Raw genomic sequence first — 17,018 nt, 5'->3', positions numbered from 1 at the left:
GCCTATCACCATGCCGCCCTTCGTCGTCGCCATCCCCGCCCGCTACGCCGCTTCGCGACTGCCGGGCAAGCCGCTGCGGTTGCTCGGTGGCACGCCGTTGGTCGTGCACGTGGCACGCCGCGCACTGGCTGCCGGCGCGCAGCAGGTCTGGGTGGCCACCGACGATGCGCGCATCCGCGATGCGCTGGTCGGCACCGAAGTGCAGGTGGCGATGACCTCCGAGCGGCATGCGTCGGGCAGCGACCGCCTGGCCGAATGCGCCGACATCGCCGGCTGGGACGACGACGCGCTGGTGGTGAACCTGCAGGGCGACGAGCCGTTCGCGCCACCGGCGGGCATCCGCGCCGTCGCCGAAGCCCTCGCGGACAGCGGCGCGCCCATGGCGACCTTGGCAGTGCCGATCGAAGATGCGGCGACGTTGTTCGACCCCAATGCAGTCAAGCTGGTACGTGCGGCCAACGGCGACGCGCTGTACTTCAGCCGGGCACCGATTCCGTGGCATCGCGACGGCTTCGCCCACTCGCGCGAGGTGCTGCCGCCGGGCGAATGGCTGCGGCACATCGGCATCTATGCGTATCGCGCGGGATTCCTGCGCCGCTTTTCGACACTGCCGCCAGGACGGCTTGAGCAGGCGGAATCCCTTGAGCAGTTGCGTGTGCTGGAAGCCGGGCATCGGATCGCCGTCGCCCTGACGCCCGCGCCTTTCCCGCCCGGCGTGGATACGCCGGAAGACCTCGCGCGCGCGGAAACCCTTCTCCAGGGCGGCGCGTGAAACTGCTGGTGGTCTGCCTGGGCAACATCTGCCGCTCGCCGATGGCCGAGGGTGCGCTGCGTGCCCGGCTGGAGGCCGCGCGGCTGGCCGGGTGGGTCGAGGTGGACTCGGCCGGCACCGGCGGTTGGCACGCGGGCGAGCCGCCGGATCGGCGCGCGATCGCCTGCGCCCGCGCGCACGGGGTGGACATCGCCGGCCAGCGCGCGCGTCAACTGCGCGCGGCCGACTTCGACCATTTCGACTGGCTGCTGTGCGCCGACGGGGACAACCTGCGCGACGTGCGCCAGTGGGCCCCCGCCGGGCGCCGCGACCGGGTCGCCCTGCTGCTGGACTGGGCCGGGACGCAGCCTGGAGGGGAGGTACCGGACCCGTACACGGGTGGGACCGAGGATTTCCAGCGGGTCTGGCGACTGGTCGATTCGGCGGCACAGGCGGTCGTGGCCCGGCTCTCCGCCATGTGAGACTTGGGCATAATCAGGGAGGATGAACGACATGACCATGGCCCCCGAGCTGCCGCGTGGCCTGCAATGGCTGAACGCGCCCGCGACCACGCTGCACGAGCAGCGGGGCCGCATCGTGGCGCTCGCCTTCGTCAACAGCGCGTCGGCCTGGTGCGCCCAGCGGCTGGCCGATCTGGCCGTGCTGCAGGCCCGCTACCTGGGTCGACTGCAGGCACTGGCCATCCATGTGCCCCGGTTCGACAGCGAGCGCGATCCGCAGCAGGCCCTCAAGCGCCTGCGTCGCCATGGCAATGCGCTGCCGCTGGCGCATGATGCCGACTGGGTGGCCTGGCAGCGCTACGGCGTGGAGTCCTGGCCGACGATCCTGTTGATCGACGGCGAAGGGCAGGTGCGGCACCGGGCGGTGGGCGCCGATGGGCTGCAGGACCTGGAGCGCCAGATCGCCCGGTTGTGCGACGGCCTGCATGCGCCGCCGGACGACGACCTGCGCAGCTTCCGCGAAATCCATCCGGAACCGCGGATGCCGCTATGTTTTCCGACCGGGCTGGTGGCCACGCCGGACCGCCTGTTCGTGGCGGACAGCGGCCACCATCGCGTGCTGGAGTGCAACCATCAGGGCCGGGTGATCCGGCAGTTCGGCATGGGCACAGCCGACTTCGCCGATGGCGAACTCAACCATGCGGCTTTCCGGCGTCCGCAGGGCCTGGCCCTGGTGCGCGAGTCCCTTTATGTCGCCGACACCGGCAACCACGCGCTGCGGCGGATCAACCTGGCCACCAGCACGGTGGACACGCTGTGCGGCAACGGGCGTGCCGGCGAACCGGCCGAAGGCGTGGTCGACGTGGCGCGGAACGTGGCGCTCAACCAGCCGCAGGCGCTGGTGGTGAACAACAACCAAATCTTCCTGGCGATGGCGGGCGACAACCGCATCTGGAGTTACGACCTGGGCACGCGCGAACTGCGCGCCCGCGCCGGCTCGGGCCAGTTGGACGTGCGCGACGGCAGTGGGCCGATGGCGGCCTTTGCGCAGCCGGCCGGTCTGGCAGCGGTGCTGCAAACGCTTTATGTCTGCGATGCCGTCGGGTCGTCGCTGCGCTCGATGCAGCTGCGCGGCGATACTGTGCAGACGCTGGTCGGACAGGATGCCTGGACCTTCGGCGCGGAGGACGGCCCGCGCGACGGCGCGCGCCTGCAGCATCCGCAGGCGATCGCGCTGAGCCCCGATTCGCCGGTCATGTGGATCGCCGACAGCGGCAACGGCAGCCTGCGTACATTGCGCCTGGGCGGTGGTGAGGTCACGACCGTGGCGTTGCCGCGCCGGCTGCACGGGCCCGCCGGCCTGTGCGTCGCCGCGGGCGCGGTATGGATCGCCGAAACCGACGCTCACGCGGTCCTGCGCTACGATATCGGTACCGGCGAATTGAGCCACGTCCCGATCGACGAATGAGTCGTAGTCCCCAGCCGGCGTTCGACGGCAAGGCCTTTGCGGCCCGCCTGAGCACCGCACCCGGCGTTTACCGCATGTATGCCGCCGACGACAGCCTGCTGTACGTCGGCAAGGCGGGCGCGCTGCGCAAGCGTGTCACCAGTTATTTCAATAATTCGCCGAAGTCGCCGCGCATCCAGTCGATGTTGACCCAGGTCGCGCGCATGGACGTGACCGTCACCCGCACCGAAGCCGAAGCGCTGCTGCTGGAAAACCAGCTGATCAAGTCGCTGACGCCGCGTTACAACGTGCTGCTGCGCGACGACAAGAGTTATCCCTACGTGATGCTGACGCGCGAAGAGTGGCCGCGCATCGCGTTCCATCGGGGCGCGCGCGCCATCCCGGGCCGCTACTTCGGGCCTTATCCCGGCGCCACCGCGGTGCGCGAGACGCTCAACCTGATGCAGAAGCTGTTCCGCATCCGCAACTGCGAGGACAGCGTGTTCCGCAACCGTTCGCGGCCCTGCCTGCAGTACCAGATCGGCCGTTGCAGCGCGCCCTGCGTGGGGCTGGTGGCCGAAGCCGACTATGCCGAATCGGTCCGCCAGGCCTGCCTGTTCCTCGACGGGCGCAGCGACGAGCTGACCAAGGAACTCACCCAGGCCATGGAGCAGGCCAGCGTGGCGCTGGAGTTCGAACGGGCGGCGCGGCTGCGCGATCTGGTCGCCTCCATCCGGACGCTGCAGGCCCGCCAGTACGTGGACGGACGCGCGGCGGACCTGGACGTGCTCGCGTGCGCGATGCAGGGCAGCCAGGCCTGCGTGCTGCTGTTGGCGTTCCGCGACGGCCGCAACCTGGGCACGCGGACCTTCTTCCCGAAGACCAATGGCGAGGACAGCGCGGAGGAAGTGCTCGGCGCCTTCGTGTCGCAGTACTACGCGGAGCAGCCCGCGCCGCAGGAAATCATTCTCGATCGCGAGATTCCGGACGCCGAGCTGATCGAGCATGCGCTCGCTGCGGCCGCCGGACGCAAGGTCCAGCTGAAGTGGAACGTGCGCAGCGAGCGCGCCGGCTACCTGGACCTGGCCAAGCGCAACGCGGAGATCGCGCTCACCACCGAGCTCACCAGCCGCAACGCACAGACTGCGCGCAGCGAAGCGTTGAAGGACCTGCTGGGGCTACCCGAGGTCGCCAAGCGCATCGAATGCTTCGACATCAGCCACACGATGGGCGAGGCGACGGTGGCGTCGTGCGTCGTGTTCGATGCCAACGGAGCGGTGCGATCGCAGTACCGCCGCTACAACATCACCGGCATCACGCCCGGCGACGATTTCGCCGCCATGCATCAGGCGATCGAACGCCGCTTCCGCCGCGCGGTGGAGGAAGGCGGTGTGATGCCCGATGTGCTGCTGATCGACGGCGGCGCCGGCCAACTCGCGCAGGCGCAGTCCGCATTGGCGGACCTGGGCGTGGCGGGCGTCACCTTGGTGGGCGTGGCCAAGGGCGTCGAGCGCCGGGCCGGTCATGAAGCACTCGTGTTACCCGATGGGCGCGAATTGCGCCCGGGCGCCGCGTCGCCGGCCCTGCAGCTGATCCAGCAGGTACGCGATGAAGCGCATCGGTTCGCAATCACCGGGCATCGCGGCAAACGGCAGAAAGCCCGGATGACGAGCAAGCTGGAGGACATCCCGGGCATCGGACCGCGTCGTCGCGCCAGCCTGCTGAAGCACTTCGGCGGACTGGCCGGGCTGAAAGCCGCCGGCGTGGACGAGATCGCGCGCGTCGAGGGCGTGAACGCCGCGCTCGCGGAACGAATCTACGCTAACCTGCACGGGCTGCCGTCGCCCGAGGCCGGAAACGAGTAAGTTCGATGAAGTTGACCGTTCCCACCTGGCTCACGCTGCTGCGGATCGTGCTGATCCCGGTGCTGGTGCTGGTGTTCTACCTGCCGTACACGTGGACCAACTTCGCGGCGGCCTTCATCTTCATCCTGGCGGCAGTCACCGACTGGCTGGACGGCTGGATCGCGCGCCGGTATCACCTGTATTCAGCCTTTGGCGCCTTCCTGGACCCGGTGGCGGACAAGCTGATGGTGGCCGTATCCCTGTTCCTCATCGTGCAGGACAACCCGACGATGTGGATGGCGATCTGGGCGGCGGTCATCGTCGGGCGCGAGATCGCGGTGTCGGCGTTGCGCGAGTGGATGGCCGAACTGGGCCAGCGCGCCACGGTCAAGGTGGCCGCACTGGGCAAGATCAAGACCATCGTGCAGATGGTGGCGCTGTCCTGCCTGCTGTATGCGTCCACGCCGGGCTCGCAGGCGTTGGCCGACATCTGGATGGGGCGGTGGGTCTTCGTCCTGGGCGACTGGCTGCTGGCCATCGCGGCCCTGCTGACCCTGTGGTCCGGCATCCAGTACCTGATCGCGGCGTGGCCGATCCTGCGTGACGGCGAGAAAAAGACGGTTGACAGTTCCGAACAAGCCGCTACAATTTCGCCTCTCACGACGCGGGAATAGCTCAGTTGGTAGAGCACGACCTTGCCAAGGTCGGGGTCGCGAGTTCGAGTCTCGTTTCCCGCTCCATATTGGCCTCGAGAGGGGCAGCGACAGAACCCCGCATGCGGGGTTTTGTTTTGCAGGCGCCTTGAAAACGCGCCGTGATTGCGCCAGTCTGGCGCGGTCGCCATCGGCCTGGTGGCAGAGTGGTTATGCAGCGGACTGCAAATCCGCGTACGCCGGTTCAATTCCGACCCAGGCCTCCACATCCAGAAAGACGCAATGTCTTTCAACGCGGGAATAGCTCAGTTGGTAGAGCACGACCTTGCCAAGGTCGGGGTCGAGGGTTCGAGTCCCTTTTCCCGCTCCATATTCGCTCCCCTCAGGGAGTACGCCGAAGCCCCGCACGCGGGGCTTCGCTGTTTCTGCTGGGCAGGTGCCGCTTTCCAAGCTGGCACGACTGAGGCAGGCTATCCCCGTGCCCGGATGGCGAAATTGGTAGACGCATCGGACTTAAAATCCGCCGGCCGTGAGGCCATGCCGGTTCGATTCCGGCTCCGGGCACCATAAGTCATTGTCGGCGCTAATTTTTTCTTCAAGCGCTGTGCCAACGTGTGCCAAGTGTGCATCCGGTGTCGCATCTACCACCGGATGAATATTGATATGCGTTTTCGGTGTGCCAACGCTGGCACAGTTGGTAGACACAGGCTGGCACACAACAGTGCTGCGTGTGCCAGGTGTGCCAGCCCGCGATGAGCAAGTATTTGAACGAGTAGGGCTTACGTCGGAGTTCGATTCCGGCTCCGGGCACCAAAACTCACTCCCAGGACGACCGATACCGGCAGAAGAAGCCTGAAACCGCTTGTCATGTTCTCTCCGGCAAACCATCGAAGTCGCGGGATGGCCTTATCAGGCCGCCCGGCGCTCGAAGAGCGGGAGGACAAATTCCGTCAGTTCCATTTCGTTGATCGCTGGACCACCCGGGCAGCGTTGGATCCACGAAGGAGGCCAGGCGGATTTAGGACGGTCCGGACGAGTTCGGTCGGGACGACTGCTACATCCTGACCCGGTCCGCCCTCGCCGGCGGGCTGAAGGTGGTGGAGCTCTGACTAGCCAATTGGACTGCTTCAGCTTTCGGGAAGCCAGGGGCCGAAGAAATCTCCACGGCACCTTCACCTCCATATCGCTAGCCGAACAACGCAGATGGCGGGGCTTATCAGTATCACTAAGCCTGCATATTAGCCATCAAGCCAGATGAGCCACGAAGCTGGAATGATGGAAGAGGGGGCTCCACTCCAAAACCGCTCGCGTCGACCAGGCAAAGCGGTTCATCAAGAGGCGGAGTGATCCATGGAGCGGCTCGCTGGTTTACCGGTACGCGCGCGGCGAGCGCGATACTCAAAAAGTTGCTGCCAAAGCAAAACACTGCCCGTCAATACAGGGTGTTGAGCTCATCCTCGATGACCTCAAGTCGATCGGCGATGTGGAACGATCTCCACTTCCCTTTGCTAAGCCCTCTCGCTTGGAGGTGACAGTCAGTTCGTCAGATGCTCGCCCTTCCCCGCGCGCGATCGGTACGGTCGCTCACTCGCGTCATGCGCCTCTTGAGCAGGGGCGACGGGCACACTGCTCGACACGATATGGATCGCAAACCGCTTGCAGTAAACGTATGTAGCTGCAAGATTGTTTACAGGGTGGGGAAGGGGGAAATGATGACGATCATTCGCACGCCGCAGGAAGCGGTGGCGCCGTATTGCGTGTCCTCTATTCGAGGGAATAAAAGGGTGGTCGGGGCTCTGAGACTCGCACTTCTGTGCGCACTGGTTTTCTGCCTGATTCCTGAGCTTCGCGCAGAAGAAGCTGGAAGCGCGCACCAGTCTTACAAGGACCGACTGAAAGGTTCCCGCGACGTGGCTCAAGCCGGCCCAGGTCTGATGGGCGATAGCGTTGGCCTTTACACAGGCCAGGCGTCTTTCAGCCACGTAGACCTTGACGTTCCGGGCAACAGCGAATTGCCGATTTCAGTACGCCGAAGTCTGACCGTCGACTCCAATCGCAATCCTCTAGGCACATCGGCTCCGGACGCCACACTGAGACAGCGGCGCTCCCAGTTTGCCTTTGGTGACTGGGACCTTGAGCTTCCGCACCTGGAAGCTGTGTTCTCCTCGGCGGGCTGGGTTGTAGGAACGAGTGCCTCTACCGCGAGATGCTCTCAGGGGTTGAAGGCTGCAACCACAGTGGTTCAGCCGGTCAGGTTCTTTGCTGACGAGTTCTCTGAAGGCGTCAGTTTGTCCGGAGTGGCGGGGGGCGGTCCACTGTTGACTCCGGTGGCAACTGTCGACAAGCCGAATGTACTGCCGGCTACGACGTGGATCACAAAATCACTTTGGCACTTTTCCTGTGTCCCCCTTGCATCAAGTCAAGGGGGGGAGGGGTTTCTAGGCATCGCTCCGGACGGAACACGCTATCGATTCGATTGGATGGCGGAATACTTGGAGAAGCCGATCTTCAAACTCAGCACCGTCTCGAGCGTGGCCGCGCCGGCGCCGGTGGTGATGCAGAGGAAGCTGTTTCGGTTGTACCCCACTTCCATCTCCGACCGACACGGAAACACGATCACTCTACAGTGGCAGGGTAATAAACTGCTTTCCATCGCCTCAAATGATGGCAGGTCACTTGCATTCACGTGGTCCACGACCACACCTAGTCGCATTACGCAAGCCCAGTCAGGAAGCGAGCATGCGTCGTATAGCTATGCCACGGATGGGCGTCTTCAGTCCGTAACCTATGCCGATGGTAGCGGCTGGACGTTAGACAGCAGCGGACTATGGAATGCCCCCCGCTATCAGCCTATCGCCGGCGGTACGCTGGAAACGGACTACACGAACTACAGTTTTCATCTCTATTGCGGCTACGCACGAAAGCTCAATCCTGCAAGCGCTGTGCTCAGCATGACGCACCCTTCCGGAGCGACGGGTGTGTTCACCTTCTCCTGGAAGCGACATCTCCGTACCGACGTGCCGCTGACAGAGTGCGATATCGGCGAACCCATCAACTACCACCCGTCCGCCTACCAGGGTTCGCAGACACCACCGCCCGATCTTCCTGAGAACCTATGGTTCAGTAAACGTGCGGTTCTGAGCGATACGTTGGCTTTGGTCAGCAAAATCCTGTCCGGACCAGGTATTGGGGGGAACTATACGTGGTCTTATCAGTACGGCCAGTCCTTGCAGGACACCATGCCATTGGGTCCGGCGGCCGCCACAAATGGACGTCGGATCGCCACGGTCGTGATGCCGGATGGTGGGATAGAGGAGAGCATCTTCGGCTCGCAGTATGAGATCAACGAATCACAGTTGCTCGAAAGGAGAACATATCAGGCGGGGGCGCTTCTCAAATCGGAGTTCTTCTCCTACAGCGCGCCTAACGGCTTCGTGGACATGTTTGGAACTGGCGGAACGCGCGATGCACAGTTCTCGCTGCGCAATCGCCCTCTTCAGCAGTCAGTAGTCAGACAGCAGAGCCAAGACTTTACCTATCGCGTCGACGTATTCGATCACCGCGCTCGTCCTTCTCGCATTACCCGCAGCAGTGGGCCCTCTCCATGACTTTAGATATCCACGCGGATAGCACGCCTTCACCCTCAACCAATCGAAGCGTCTCGGGATCGAACTGCCTGCCAGAGAAGGGGCGTCGCATTCTTAAGTGCCCGTCCTCGGTCATGGTTGCTCTCTTGCTGGCGCTTCTTCCCCCGGTCGCGTCAGCGCAGCAAGGGAGATTTGTCTGGGAGGACTTCTCGAAACGGATCGAAGCCAGTCGCGAGGTCAAACCACTGGGGGATGATCTCTTTGGGGATCGCGTCAGTTTGTCTAATGGCGCCCTATCGTTCGGAAATGTCGATATCGACATCCCGGGCTCGAACGGCTTGCCCGTTCGGTTCGGTCGCAGCTACAGCGTGATGAACCGACGATACTATGGAAACACGGGGATGCTCGCCGACTGGGAAGCCGATCTCCCCAACTTGAATGGCATCTTTGGACCGGATTGGACGATTGCTCCAGGAGCGGGCCAGCCGGGGTCGACCAATCGCTGCAGTACGGTGGGATACCCGCCCTTCGCTGACCCCTTCAAACTGGAAGATTTCTTTCAGGGGATACACCTCGACATCCCGGGTGGCTACAGCGGCCAGGTGCTCAGAAAGGCGCCCACAGTTCCTGGTCCAGCGGACGGTTCAGCCTATGCGTGGGTCAGCACCGATGGGCAGACGCAACTCAAGTGCCTACCTGCGATAAAAAACGGCGCGGGCGAAGGCTTCATGGCGATCACGCCCGACGGTACCCGCTATTGGTTCGACTGGATGGCCCAGGTGTACGAGCCGGCCGTCAAGACAATCGACGATTTCAACAACAGGCCTACTCCCGTTCTCCTCTACAAGAAGAAGAACATTCTCTATGCCACTCGAGTCGAGGACCGGCATGGGAACTACGTTACGTATTCATATGCCAATGCGTGGAATGCGCCCGGTCGGCTAAGTTCCATCCAGTCCAGCGACGGCCGCAGTCTCACATTCGGGTGGACCGGCGATTTCATCAGCAGTGCAAGTGATGGAAATAGAATCTGGACCTACAGTTATGCGACAACGCCATCCGGCCGTGGGACTTTGACCGGTGTGGCACTGCCAGACCAATCCCGATGGAACATCAATTTCGCTCAGTTCACAGGAGCAGAGCTTCTGTTTCGCGATTTCGTACCTGGGGGCGAGGTCATTCGCACATGCACGTTAAACGAGTTGCCGATGAACTTCGCTGATCAGCCGACAGGGACGCTAACGCATCCTTCAGGAGCGGTAGGCACGTTTGTGGTGGATATTCGAGAGCACGGTCGAAGCAGGGTTCCTCTCAGCTGCAGCAACTTCTCAACTCCGTACAACGATCCCAATGATGACATCAACCTGTGGGCCATAAAGGGCTACAGCCTGACGCTCAAGCAAAAGAGGATCGCCGGCCCAGGTATTCAGGAGGCTATCTGGGACTACACGTACACGCCTGGAACCTCTATCCATAGATATCCGGGCACCACAAATAGCTATCCAGTTTGCGACTGGGCTAACGTCAATTGCTCACTACCGCCCTGTATGTCGGAAACGTGCGCCGGCGCCAGTGTCACCACGGTAATCGGGCCTGGTGGCGACTGGCAGCGATATACCTACGGCAACACCTATCGATACAACGAGGGCAAGCTTCTAAAGGTTGAAACCGGCGCGAGCGGCGGACCCTCTCTCAATACGGTGGTGAATCGTTACGATCTCAGTCAGCAGGATTCCGTATATCCCGCACGGTATGGGACAGCGATGGGCGGAGGAGACGGCGTGTTTCAAAAGGAGTTTCACCGACCTTTGGTGGAGAGCGCGATCTGGCAACAGGATGTGACTTTCACGCGGAAGAATGTGACCTTCGACTTTTGGGCGCGACCCAAACGTGTCACGAGATCAAGCGCGCCTGGAACTGCGCCGAGCGCCCCAGGTCCAATTGCTGAGCCGCCGCCGACGCTCTCGACGCCAGTCCTATCGATGCCCGCCGTCGCGTACACCGGACAAACCTTCACCCTTAGTTGGACCGCGCAACCTGGCGCAACCCACTATGTTGTCGAGTCTCGCCTAAGCACGGGCCAGTTTGGTACCCATTTCACCGGAGGGGCTACAAGCACCACGGCGAAGGTCCGAGTGGTCACAAGCTTTATTGCACGAGTGAAAGCGTGCGATGGCAGCACTTGCGGGGAGTTCTCCCAGCAGCAAGTGACCTCGATCCGCAGCAGTGGCGGCGGAGGATCAAACCCATGACGTTCCATAGCGGCAACTCACAAGAAGGACTTTTAGTGAACACGCAAGCGTCTCCCTCGCGCTCGAATAGGTCAGCCCTTGGAATGTTCTCGGCGCTCTGCGCTGCGCTGGCCGCGGCTTTTCCCGCGCTGGGCCTTGCTGCCAGCTACTCGAGAACGGACGACATTGTTTACCACGACAACCTAACGAAGTGGGTTCTGGGTCAACAGGTCTCCAGCACAAACGTCAATACGGGCGTAGTGGAGTTCAGGACCGACTACGACCCGACAACGGCCATGCCTTTGCGCAGGTACGGCCCAGGCACCGCTGCGACGCCGGGCAAGCTAGTGCAGACAGCCACGTACTACGCCGACGGCACAATGGCGACGGTCAAGGACGGCAACAACAATGTCACCACGTTGACGGACTGGTACCGCGGCATCCCCCGGACCATCCAGTACGCCGACGGCGCGGTCGAGAGCGCCACCGTCAATCCGCAGGGTTGGGTCACTTCGGTCACCAATGCGGCGGGCAGCAAGACCTGCTACGGCTACGACGCTATGGGTCGCGTGAACCTGATCACTCAGACGTCGGAGACAACCCCAGGAGTCTGTGACACGTCAGCCTGGAATCAAACCGTATTGACGTTCGTCAATGTAGGAGTGGCCGAATACGGCATCCCAGCCGGTCACTGGAGGCAGACGGTCACGACCGGGAATGCCGTCAAGATCAATTACTACGACGGACTGTGGCGCCCGCTGGTGACGCGTGAGTACGACGCAGCCAACGAAACGGCGACAAAGCGCTTCCAGCGGTTCACTTACGACCATGATGGGCGAGTGACATTCGCTTCATATCCGGGCGCGACCGATGCGCTGACCACAGGAACCTGGACTACCTACGACGCCCTTGGCCGAGTGAAGGTGTCGTCGCAGGACAGCGAGCTGGGCGTGCTCACGACGACCACGACCTATGCGTCGGGTTTCCAGACCCACGTGACCAATCCGCGCAACTACACCACGATCACGGAGTACCAGGCCTACGATCAGCCGAGCTACGACAGCCCCACGGGCGTCACCCAGTCCGCGGGCGCGGATACCTCCGCGACGGAGATCCATCGCGATGTGTTCGGGAAGCCGCAGCGTATCCGCAAGCGCAACGCGGATGGCAGCCTGTTCGTGGATCGGCACTATGGCTACAACGATTACCAGGAACTTTGCCGTTCCGAAGAGCCCGAGACCGGCACGACGCTGATGGGCTACGACACGGCAGGCAACCTGAAGTGGTCGTCCTCCGGTCTCCCCGCAGGTCAGGCCTGCGAGCCGAACGGCACGACGGCGGCAGTAGCGGCCCGGCGAAGCGATCGCACCTACGACAATCGGAATCGCTTGCAGGATCTGGCGTTCCCCGGTGGAAGCGGCAACCAGACGTGGCAGTACTGGCCGGACGGCTTGCCTTACAAGATCACGACACACAATGATGGACTGAATGCCGGCATCGTGGAGAACACCTACGCTTACAACAAGCGCAGGATGCTCACCGGGGAAAGTTCAACCCAGCTTGGCTGGTATACGTGGGGAATAGGCTACGGCTACGACAGCAATGGCAGCCTGTCCACGCAGACCTACCCCACGGGTCTGGTGATCAGCTACGGCCCCAACGCGTTGGGGCAGGCGACTCGCGCCAGTGATCAGACTGGCTACAGCTATGCGCACGGTGCCACGTACTACCCGAATGGCGCACTCAAGCAGTTCACTTACGCGAACGGTCTGACCCATTCGATGGCGCAGAATGCGCGGCAACTCCCGGACCGGGTCACGGCAAGCGGTCTGGCGATGGACTTCAGCTATCGCTATGACGCCAATGGCAACGTGAACCAGATCTACGATCACGTGCCCGACATGATTCCGGGCAGTGCTCCCAAGTATCGGCTGATGGAATATGACGGTCTGGATCGCCTTGCCGCCGCAGGTTCGGCCATGTTTGGTGGCGACCACTGGCACCGCTTCACATACAACGCCCTGGACAACATGACATCCTGGAAGCTGGGCGGCGTGAAGGATTACGCGCAGTACGTGTACAACACGCAGAACCGACTAGCCAACATCAAGAACAGCGCTGGCGCCAGTATTGTCGGATTTGAGTATGACCCGCAGGGCAATCTAGCGACCAAGAACGGCCAGACCTACCAGTTCGATTACGGCAACCGCCTGCGCGTAGTCTCAGGAAAAGAACACTATCGCTACGACGGCCATGGTCGTCGGGTGCTCGCCTGGGAGGTGGCGGGTGACAACATCCTGTCGATGTACTCCAATGCCGGGCAAGTGACGTACGAGGAGAACTATCGCCCCAATGCGCAGAAGGCGAGCGAACACATCTATCTCGCCGGAAGCATCATCGCCAGTCGCGAGCGCAATATCGTCACCAACGTGTACTCGGCAAAGTTCCATCATACGGATGCACTAGGCAGCCCGGTCGCGATCACCAACCAGGCTGGCGCGGTCATCGAGCGCAACGATTACGAGCCCTACGGCGCCATCATCGGCAAGCCGACCTATCAGGGCATCGGCTATACGGGGCATGTGCAGGATGGGGCTACCGGGCTGACGTATATGCAGCAGCGGTATTACGACCCCACGGTTGGCAGATTTCTTTCCGTTGACCCGATCACCGCTCATAGCGGTGACGCGCGATACTTTCATCGCTATTGGTATGCGGCAGGCAATCCCTATAAGTACACAGACCCAGACGGTCGACTTCTAGACACGATCTGGGACGTCGGTAGCGTCGTATATGATCTAGGTAAGGCCGCCTATGGAAAAATCACGGGCAAGGACCATCTTGTCAGAGAAGGTCTAATCGACGCAGGTGTTGATACTGCGTCGATGTTAATCCCGTTTGTACCCGCAGGGGCATCGAAGGTAGCTAGAGCGGGCGGTGAAGCTGTCGATGCCGCGCGGAAAGTGCCAAATCCTAATGGCCGAGCCGGGGGGGCCGCTCATCAAGGTAAAGTGGCAGAGGTGAAAGCTGACGTTGAGTCGCGAGGACTCACTGCCGTTCAAGAGTATAAAGTTAGCACCCCCGGGGGTAATAAAGAGACTCGCTACGTGGACGTCGCGGGAATCGATCAATCAACGGGTAAAGCTACTGAGTTCCATCAAGTTGGAAGGTCAACATCAAATGGCGGTCCCGTTTCTCGCGAGAGAAAAGCTATAGATGACGTAACCACGGCTAAGCCTGACGTTCCCGTTAAGTATCACCCATACGACAGATGATCGGAAAACAGATAAATTTCTACCTGACGGCGAATGATGAAGCTGACTTACTGAGCGCGATCAGTGCGGAAGCTGGAGCTGCGTTCCTAAAAAGCGATTCGAGTGGTCGTTACTATGTGGCGCCGGCTGAAAGAAGGGAGGGCGATCGGGCGATCGCGTACATATGCCCACCGTCGAGTTCGCAAGTAGTCTTGGGCTCCCTCCTCCGAGAGCGACCAGACGCCTCTCAGCTACTGGCAATCGAAGCAATTTTACCTCCAGCGGAGCCAGGCAAGATTTCTAGAGGACGGCTCTGGTATTCACCGAAGTTGTATGTGAATGGTGGGCATTCCGAGAAGCCGCGGAGTTTTGTCCAGTGGGCCAATCTTGTGATGAGTATTTCCAGGCGCACGCTCATCAAGTATGAGAGGGGAGACTGGATAGGTAGAGAGGTCGGCTCATTGATTGAGAAAGGTGAGGTCCGCTTGTTGTTCTAGGACCATAGGTTGGGGTGAGCTTGCGAACCCCAACGGGCAGGGAAGATGATGGGCCCTCGACTATAGGGGTGCCCGCCAGTAGGGCTGCACGTACTTCTTCGCGGTGAGTCCGGCCAAACGTGCCGACAGCCTCCTGGTCCACCGAGTCGGTGATCTCCCGAGGGTGAGGCTGTTCTGGAGGCGCCTATCGTTCTAATAAGCTGTGGGAGGGTAGCGACTCATGGGAAGCGAGTCATATCGTGAGTCAGAGTTGGTTTTGAGGCGAGCTGTTGTTAATGTAATCAATGCCTTAGAAGGTTTTTTCGGTTGAGGCTCCGGGCACTACTCTCGCCACGCCTTCAGCGTTTCTGTTTCTTCTCTTCTTCGCGCACCTTGCGGCGCACGAACAGCGCGACGAAGACACTGATGCCCACCATGACGATGCTGCCGCCGATGGCCAGCCAGCCGACCGGCTCCATGAATATTTCCCTGAGTATCGGATGCATGTGCGCGCCTCCCCGGTTGTGGTAGCGCCAACGTCGCACTGCCGATGCCGGCGGGCATTGATCCGGATCAATCCGGTCATCGGTTGCGACGTGCGGTCGCAGGGCTTGGCATAGAATCTCCGCTGGCCCACGGGAGACCGCCGATGCAGCGTTACCTCGCCTATGCCGTCACGGTGTTGCTGACGGCCTGCATGCTGGTGCTGACGTTCTCCTGGCCCGTCGCCTGGTGGGGCGTGGCGGTCTTCGGCGCGCTGGCGCTGCTGGGAACGTGGGACGTGCTGCAGACGCGCAGCACCTTGCGCCGCAACTATCCGGTGCTCGCGCATTTCCGCTATGGGCTGGAGTCGGTCGGGCCCGAGATCCGCCAGTACTTCATCGAAGGCGACACGGCCGAAGTGCCGTTCTCGCGCCAGCAGCGTTCGCTGGTCTACCAGCGCGCCAAGGGTGTGATGGACGTCGTTCCGTTCGGCAGCCAGCAGGACGTGTACAGCGTGGACTACGAATGGATCAATCATTCGATGGCGCCGACGCATGTGGATTCGCACGACTTCCGCGTGGTCGTCGGCGCGGGCTCCGCGCAGCCGTATTCGGCCAGTGTATTCAACATCTCGGCGATGAGCTTCGGCGCATTGTCGGCCAACGCGGTGCGCGCGCTGAACGAGGGCGCGCGACGCGGCAACTTCTACCACGACACCGGCGAAGGCTCGATCTCGCCCTACCATCGCGAGAAGGGCGGGGACCTGGTGTGGGAGATCGGCTCGGGCTACTTCGGTTGCCGCGATGAACAGGGGCGCTTCAGTGAGGCGCGCTTTATCGAGAATGCGCGCGCGTCGCAGGTGAAGATGATCGAGCTCAAGCTCTCACAGGGCGCCAAGCCCGGTCACGGCGGCGTGCTGCCGGCCGCGAAGGTGAGCGCCGAGATCGCCGCCACCCGTGGCGTCCCGATGGGGCACGACTGCGTGTCGCCAGCGAAGCATTCTGCGTTTTCCACGCCGGTGGCGTTGTTGCAGTTCATCGCGCGCTTGCGCGACCTGTCCGGTGGCAAGCCGACGGGCTTCAAGCTGGCCATCGGCCATCCCTGGGAATGGTTCGGCATCGCCAAGGCGATGCACGAGACCGGCCTGCTGCCGGACTTCATCGTGGTGGACGGTGCGGAAGGCGGCACCGGCGCGGCACCGGCGGAGTTCATCGACCACGTGGGCGTGCCGATGCACGAGGCTCTGCTGCTGGTCCACAACACGCTGGTGGGCCTGAACCTGCGCGACCGCGTGCGGGTCGGCGCGGCCGGCAAGATCATCAGCGCTTTCGACATCGCCCGCACCATGGCCATGGGCGCCGACTGGTGCAACGCCGCCCGAGGCTTCATGTTCGCGCTGGGTTGCATCCAGTCGCAGAGCTGCCACAACGACCGTTGCCCCACCGGCGTCGCTACCCAGGACCCGGTACGCTGGAAGCACCTGGACGTGGGCGACAAGTCGGTGCGCGTGCAGCAGTTCCACGACAACACCCTGAAGGCGCTGCGCGACATGCTGTGCGCGGCGGGCTTGGACCACCCGCAGCAACTGGGGCCGGAACACATCCTGCGCCGGGTTTCGCCCATCGAAGTGCGCTCGCTGGCCTCGCTGTACCGGTTCCTGGAGCCGGGCGAACTGCTGGACCGGGTGCCGGCGCATGCGGTGTTCCGGGACTTCTGGGCGGAGGCGCGCAGCGATGCGTTCGCGCCGCCGCGCCGGGTCAGCGCCCTGTGCGACACCAAGGATCGCTGAGGCCGGTGCGTTGACCCGCTCCCCGGTCCCCGTTTATCATGC

Annotated in this window: 9 protein-coding genes and 4 tRNA genes; all 13 read left to right on the top strand. The window is 62.4% G+C overall.

Annotated features, from left to right (window positions below):
- Nucleotides 1–10: 10 nt before the first annotated feature.
- The 13 genes from kdsB (at nucleotide 11) to AC23D6_RS11495 (ending at nucleotide 16,976) form a co-directional block, all read left to right on the top strand.
- A complete protein-coding gene (gene kdsB, locus AC23D6_RS11555) occupies nucleotides 11–772 on the top strand; it encodes a 3-deoxy-manno-octulosonate cytidylyltransferase (RefSeq protein WP_487752624.1) in 762 nt (253 codons plus the stop codon).
- Complete coding sequence (locus AC23D6_RS11550) at nucleotides 769–1,233, top strand: low molecular weight protein-tyrosine-phosphatase (protein ID WP_487749407.1); 465 nt, start codon at nucleotides 769–771, stop codon at nucleotides 1,231–1,233. The genes kdsB and AC23D6_RS11550 overlap by 4 nt, the downstream gene beginning before the upstream one ends.
- Before the next feature lie 31 nt (nucleotides 1,234–1,264).
- On the top strand, nucleotides 1,265–2,680 hold the full coding sequence (locus AC23D6_RS11545) for a hypothetical protein (protein WP_487749406.1): 1,416 nt from the start codon (nucleotides 1,265–1,267) through the stop codon (nucleotides 2,678–2,680).
- Nucleotides 2,677–4,524 (top strand): excinuclease ABC subunit UvrC, encoded by a 1,848-nt coding sequence (gene uvrC / locus AC23D6_RS11540; protein WP_487749405.1) that lies wholly within the window; start codon nucleotides 2,677–2,679, stop codon nucleotides 4,522–4,524. Before AC23D6_RS11545 ends, uvrC begins: the two co-directional genes overlap by 4 nt.
- Before the next feature lie 5 nt (nucleotides 4,525–4,529).
- Complete coding sequence (pgsA, locus tag AC23D6_RS11535) at nucleotides 4,530–5,177, top strand: CDP-diacylglycerol--glycerol-3-phosphate 3-phosphatidyltransferase (RefSeq protein ID WP_487749404.1); 648 nt, start codon at nucleotides 4,530–4,532, stop codon at nucleotides 5,175–5,177.
- Nucleotides 5,168–5,243 (top strand) — tRNA-Gly (locus AC23D6_RS11530). Before pgsA ends, AC23D6_RS11530 begins: the two co-directional genes overlap by 10 nt.
- A 105-nt stretch (nucleotides 5,244–5,348) precedes the next feature.
- A tRNA-Cys gene (locus AC23D6_RS11525) sits at nucleotides 5,349–5,422 on the top strand.
- 28 nt (nucleotides 5,423–5,450) lie between these two features.
- Nucleotides 5,451–5,526, top strand: a tRNA-Gly gene (locus tag AC23D6_RS11520).
- Nucleotides 5,527–5,636: 110 nt separating this feature from the next.
- Nucleotides 5,637–5,723, top strand: a tRNA-Leu gene (locus AC23D6_RS11515).
- 1,142 nt (nucleotides 5,724–6,865) lie between these two features.
- A complete protein-coding gene (locus AC23D6_RS11510; RefSeq protein WP_487749403.1) occupies nucleotides 6,866–8,764 on the top strand; it encodes a hypothetical protein in 1,899 nt (632 codons plus the stop codon).
- 113 nt (nucleotides 8,765–8,877) lie between these two features.
- Entirely contained in the window at nucleotides 8,878–10,995 is a 2,118-nt protein-coding gene (locus AC23D6_RS11505) for a hypothetical protein (protein ID WP_487749402.1), read from the top strand.
- Nucleotides 10,992–14,249 carry an RHS repeat-associated core domain-containing protein gene (locus AC23D6_RS11500; RefSeq protein WP_487749401.1) on the top strand — a complete coding sequence of 1,086 codons (3,258 nt, stop codon included), beginning with the start codon at nucleotides 10,992–10,994 and terminating at the stop codon, nucleotides 14,247–14,249. The genes AC23D6_RS11505 and AC23D6_RS11500 overlap by 4 nt, the downstream gene beginning before the upstream one ends.
- A gap of 1,104 nt (nucleotides 14,250–15,353) precedes the next feature.
- On the top strand, nucleotides 15,354–16,976 hold the full coding sequence (locus AC23D6_RS11495) for an FMN-binding glutamate synthase family protein (protein ID WP_487749400.1): 1,623 nt from the start codon (nucleotides 15,354–15,356) through the stop codon (nucleotides 16,974–16,976).
- The last annotated feature ends 42 nt before the right edge of the window (nucleotides 16,977–17,018 follow it).

This window comes from Pseudoxanthomonas sp. G3, assembly GCF_057654715.1.
The sequence above is the reverse complement of the archived record's forward strand: the minus strand, read 5'-3'. Positions and strand labels throughout refer to the sequence as shown.

Bases quoted from the DNA above. Each gene is read 5' to 3' on its own strand.
- kdsB (WP_487752624.1), top strand. From the start codon at position 11: ATGCCGCCCTTCGTCGTCGCCATCCCCGCCCGCTACGCCGCTTCGCGA.
- AC23D6_RS11545 (WP_487749406.1), top strand. From the start codon at position 1,265: ATGACCATGGCCCCCGAGCTGCCGCGTGGCCTGCAATGGCTGAACGCG.
- uvrC (WP_487749405.1), top strand. From the start codon at position 2,677: ATGAGTCGTAGTCCCCAGCCGGCGTTCGACGGCAAGGCCTTTGCGGCC.
- pgsA (WP_487749404.1), top strand. From the start codon at position 4,530: ATGAAGTTGACCGTTCCCACCTGGCTCACGCTGCTGCGGATCGTGCTG.
- AC23D6_RS11510 (WP_487749403.1), top strand. From the start codon at position 6,866: ATGATGACGATCATTCGCACGCCGCAGGAAGCGGTGGCGCCGTATTGC.
- AC23D6_RS11505 (WP_487749402.1), top strand. From the start codon at position 8,878: ATGGTTGCTCTCTTGCTGGCGCTTCTTCCCCCGGTCGCGTCAGCGCAG.
- AC23D6_RS11500 (WP_487749401.1), top strand. From the start codon at position 10,992: ATGACGTTCCATAGCGGCAACTCACAAGAAGGACTTTTAGTGAACACG.
- AC23D6_RS11495 (WP_487749400.1), top strand. From the start codon at position 15,354: ATGCAGCGTTACCTCGCCTATGCCGTCACGGTGTTGCTGACGGCCTGC.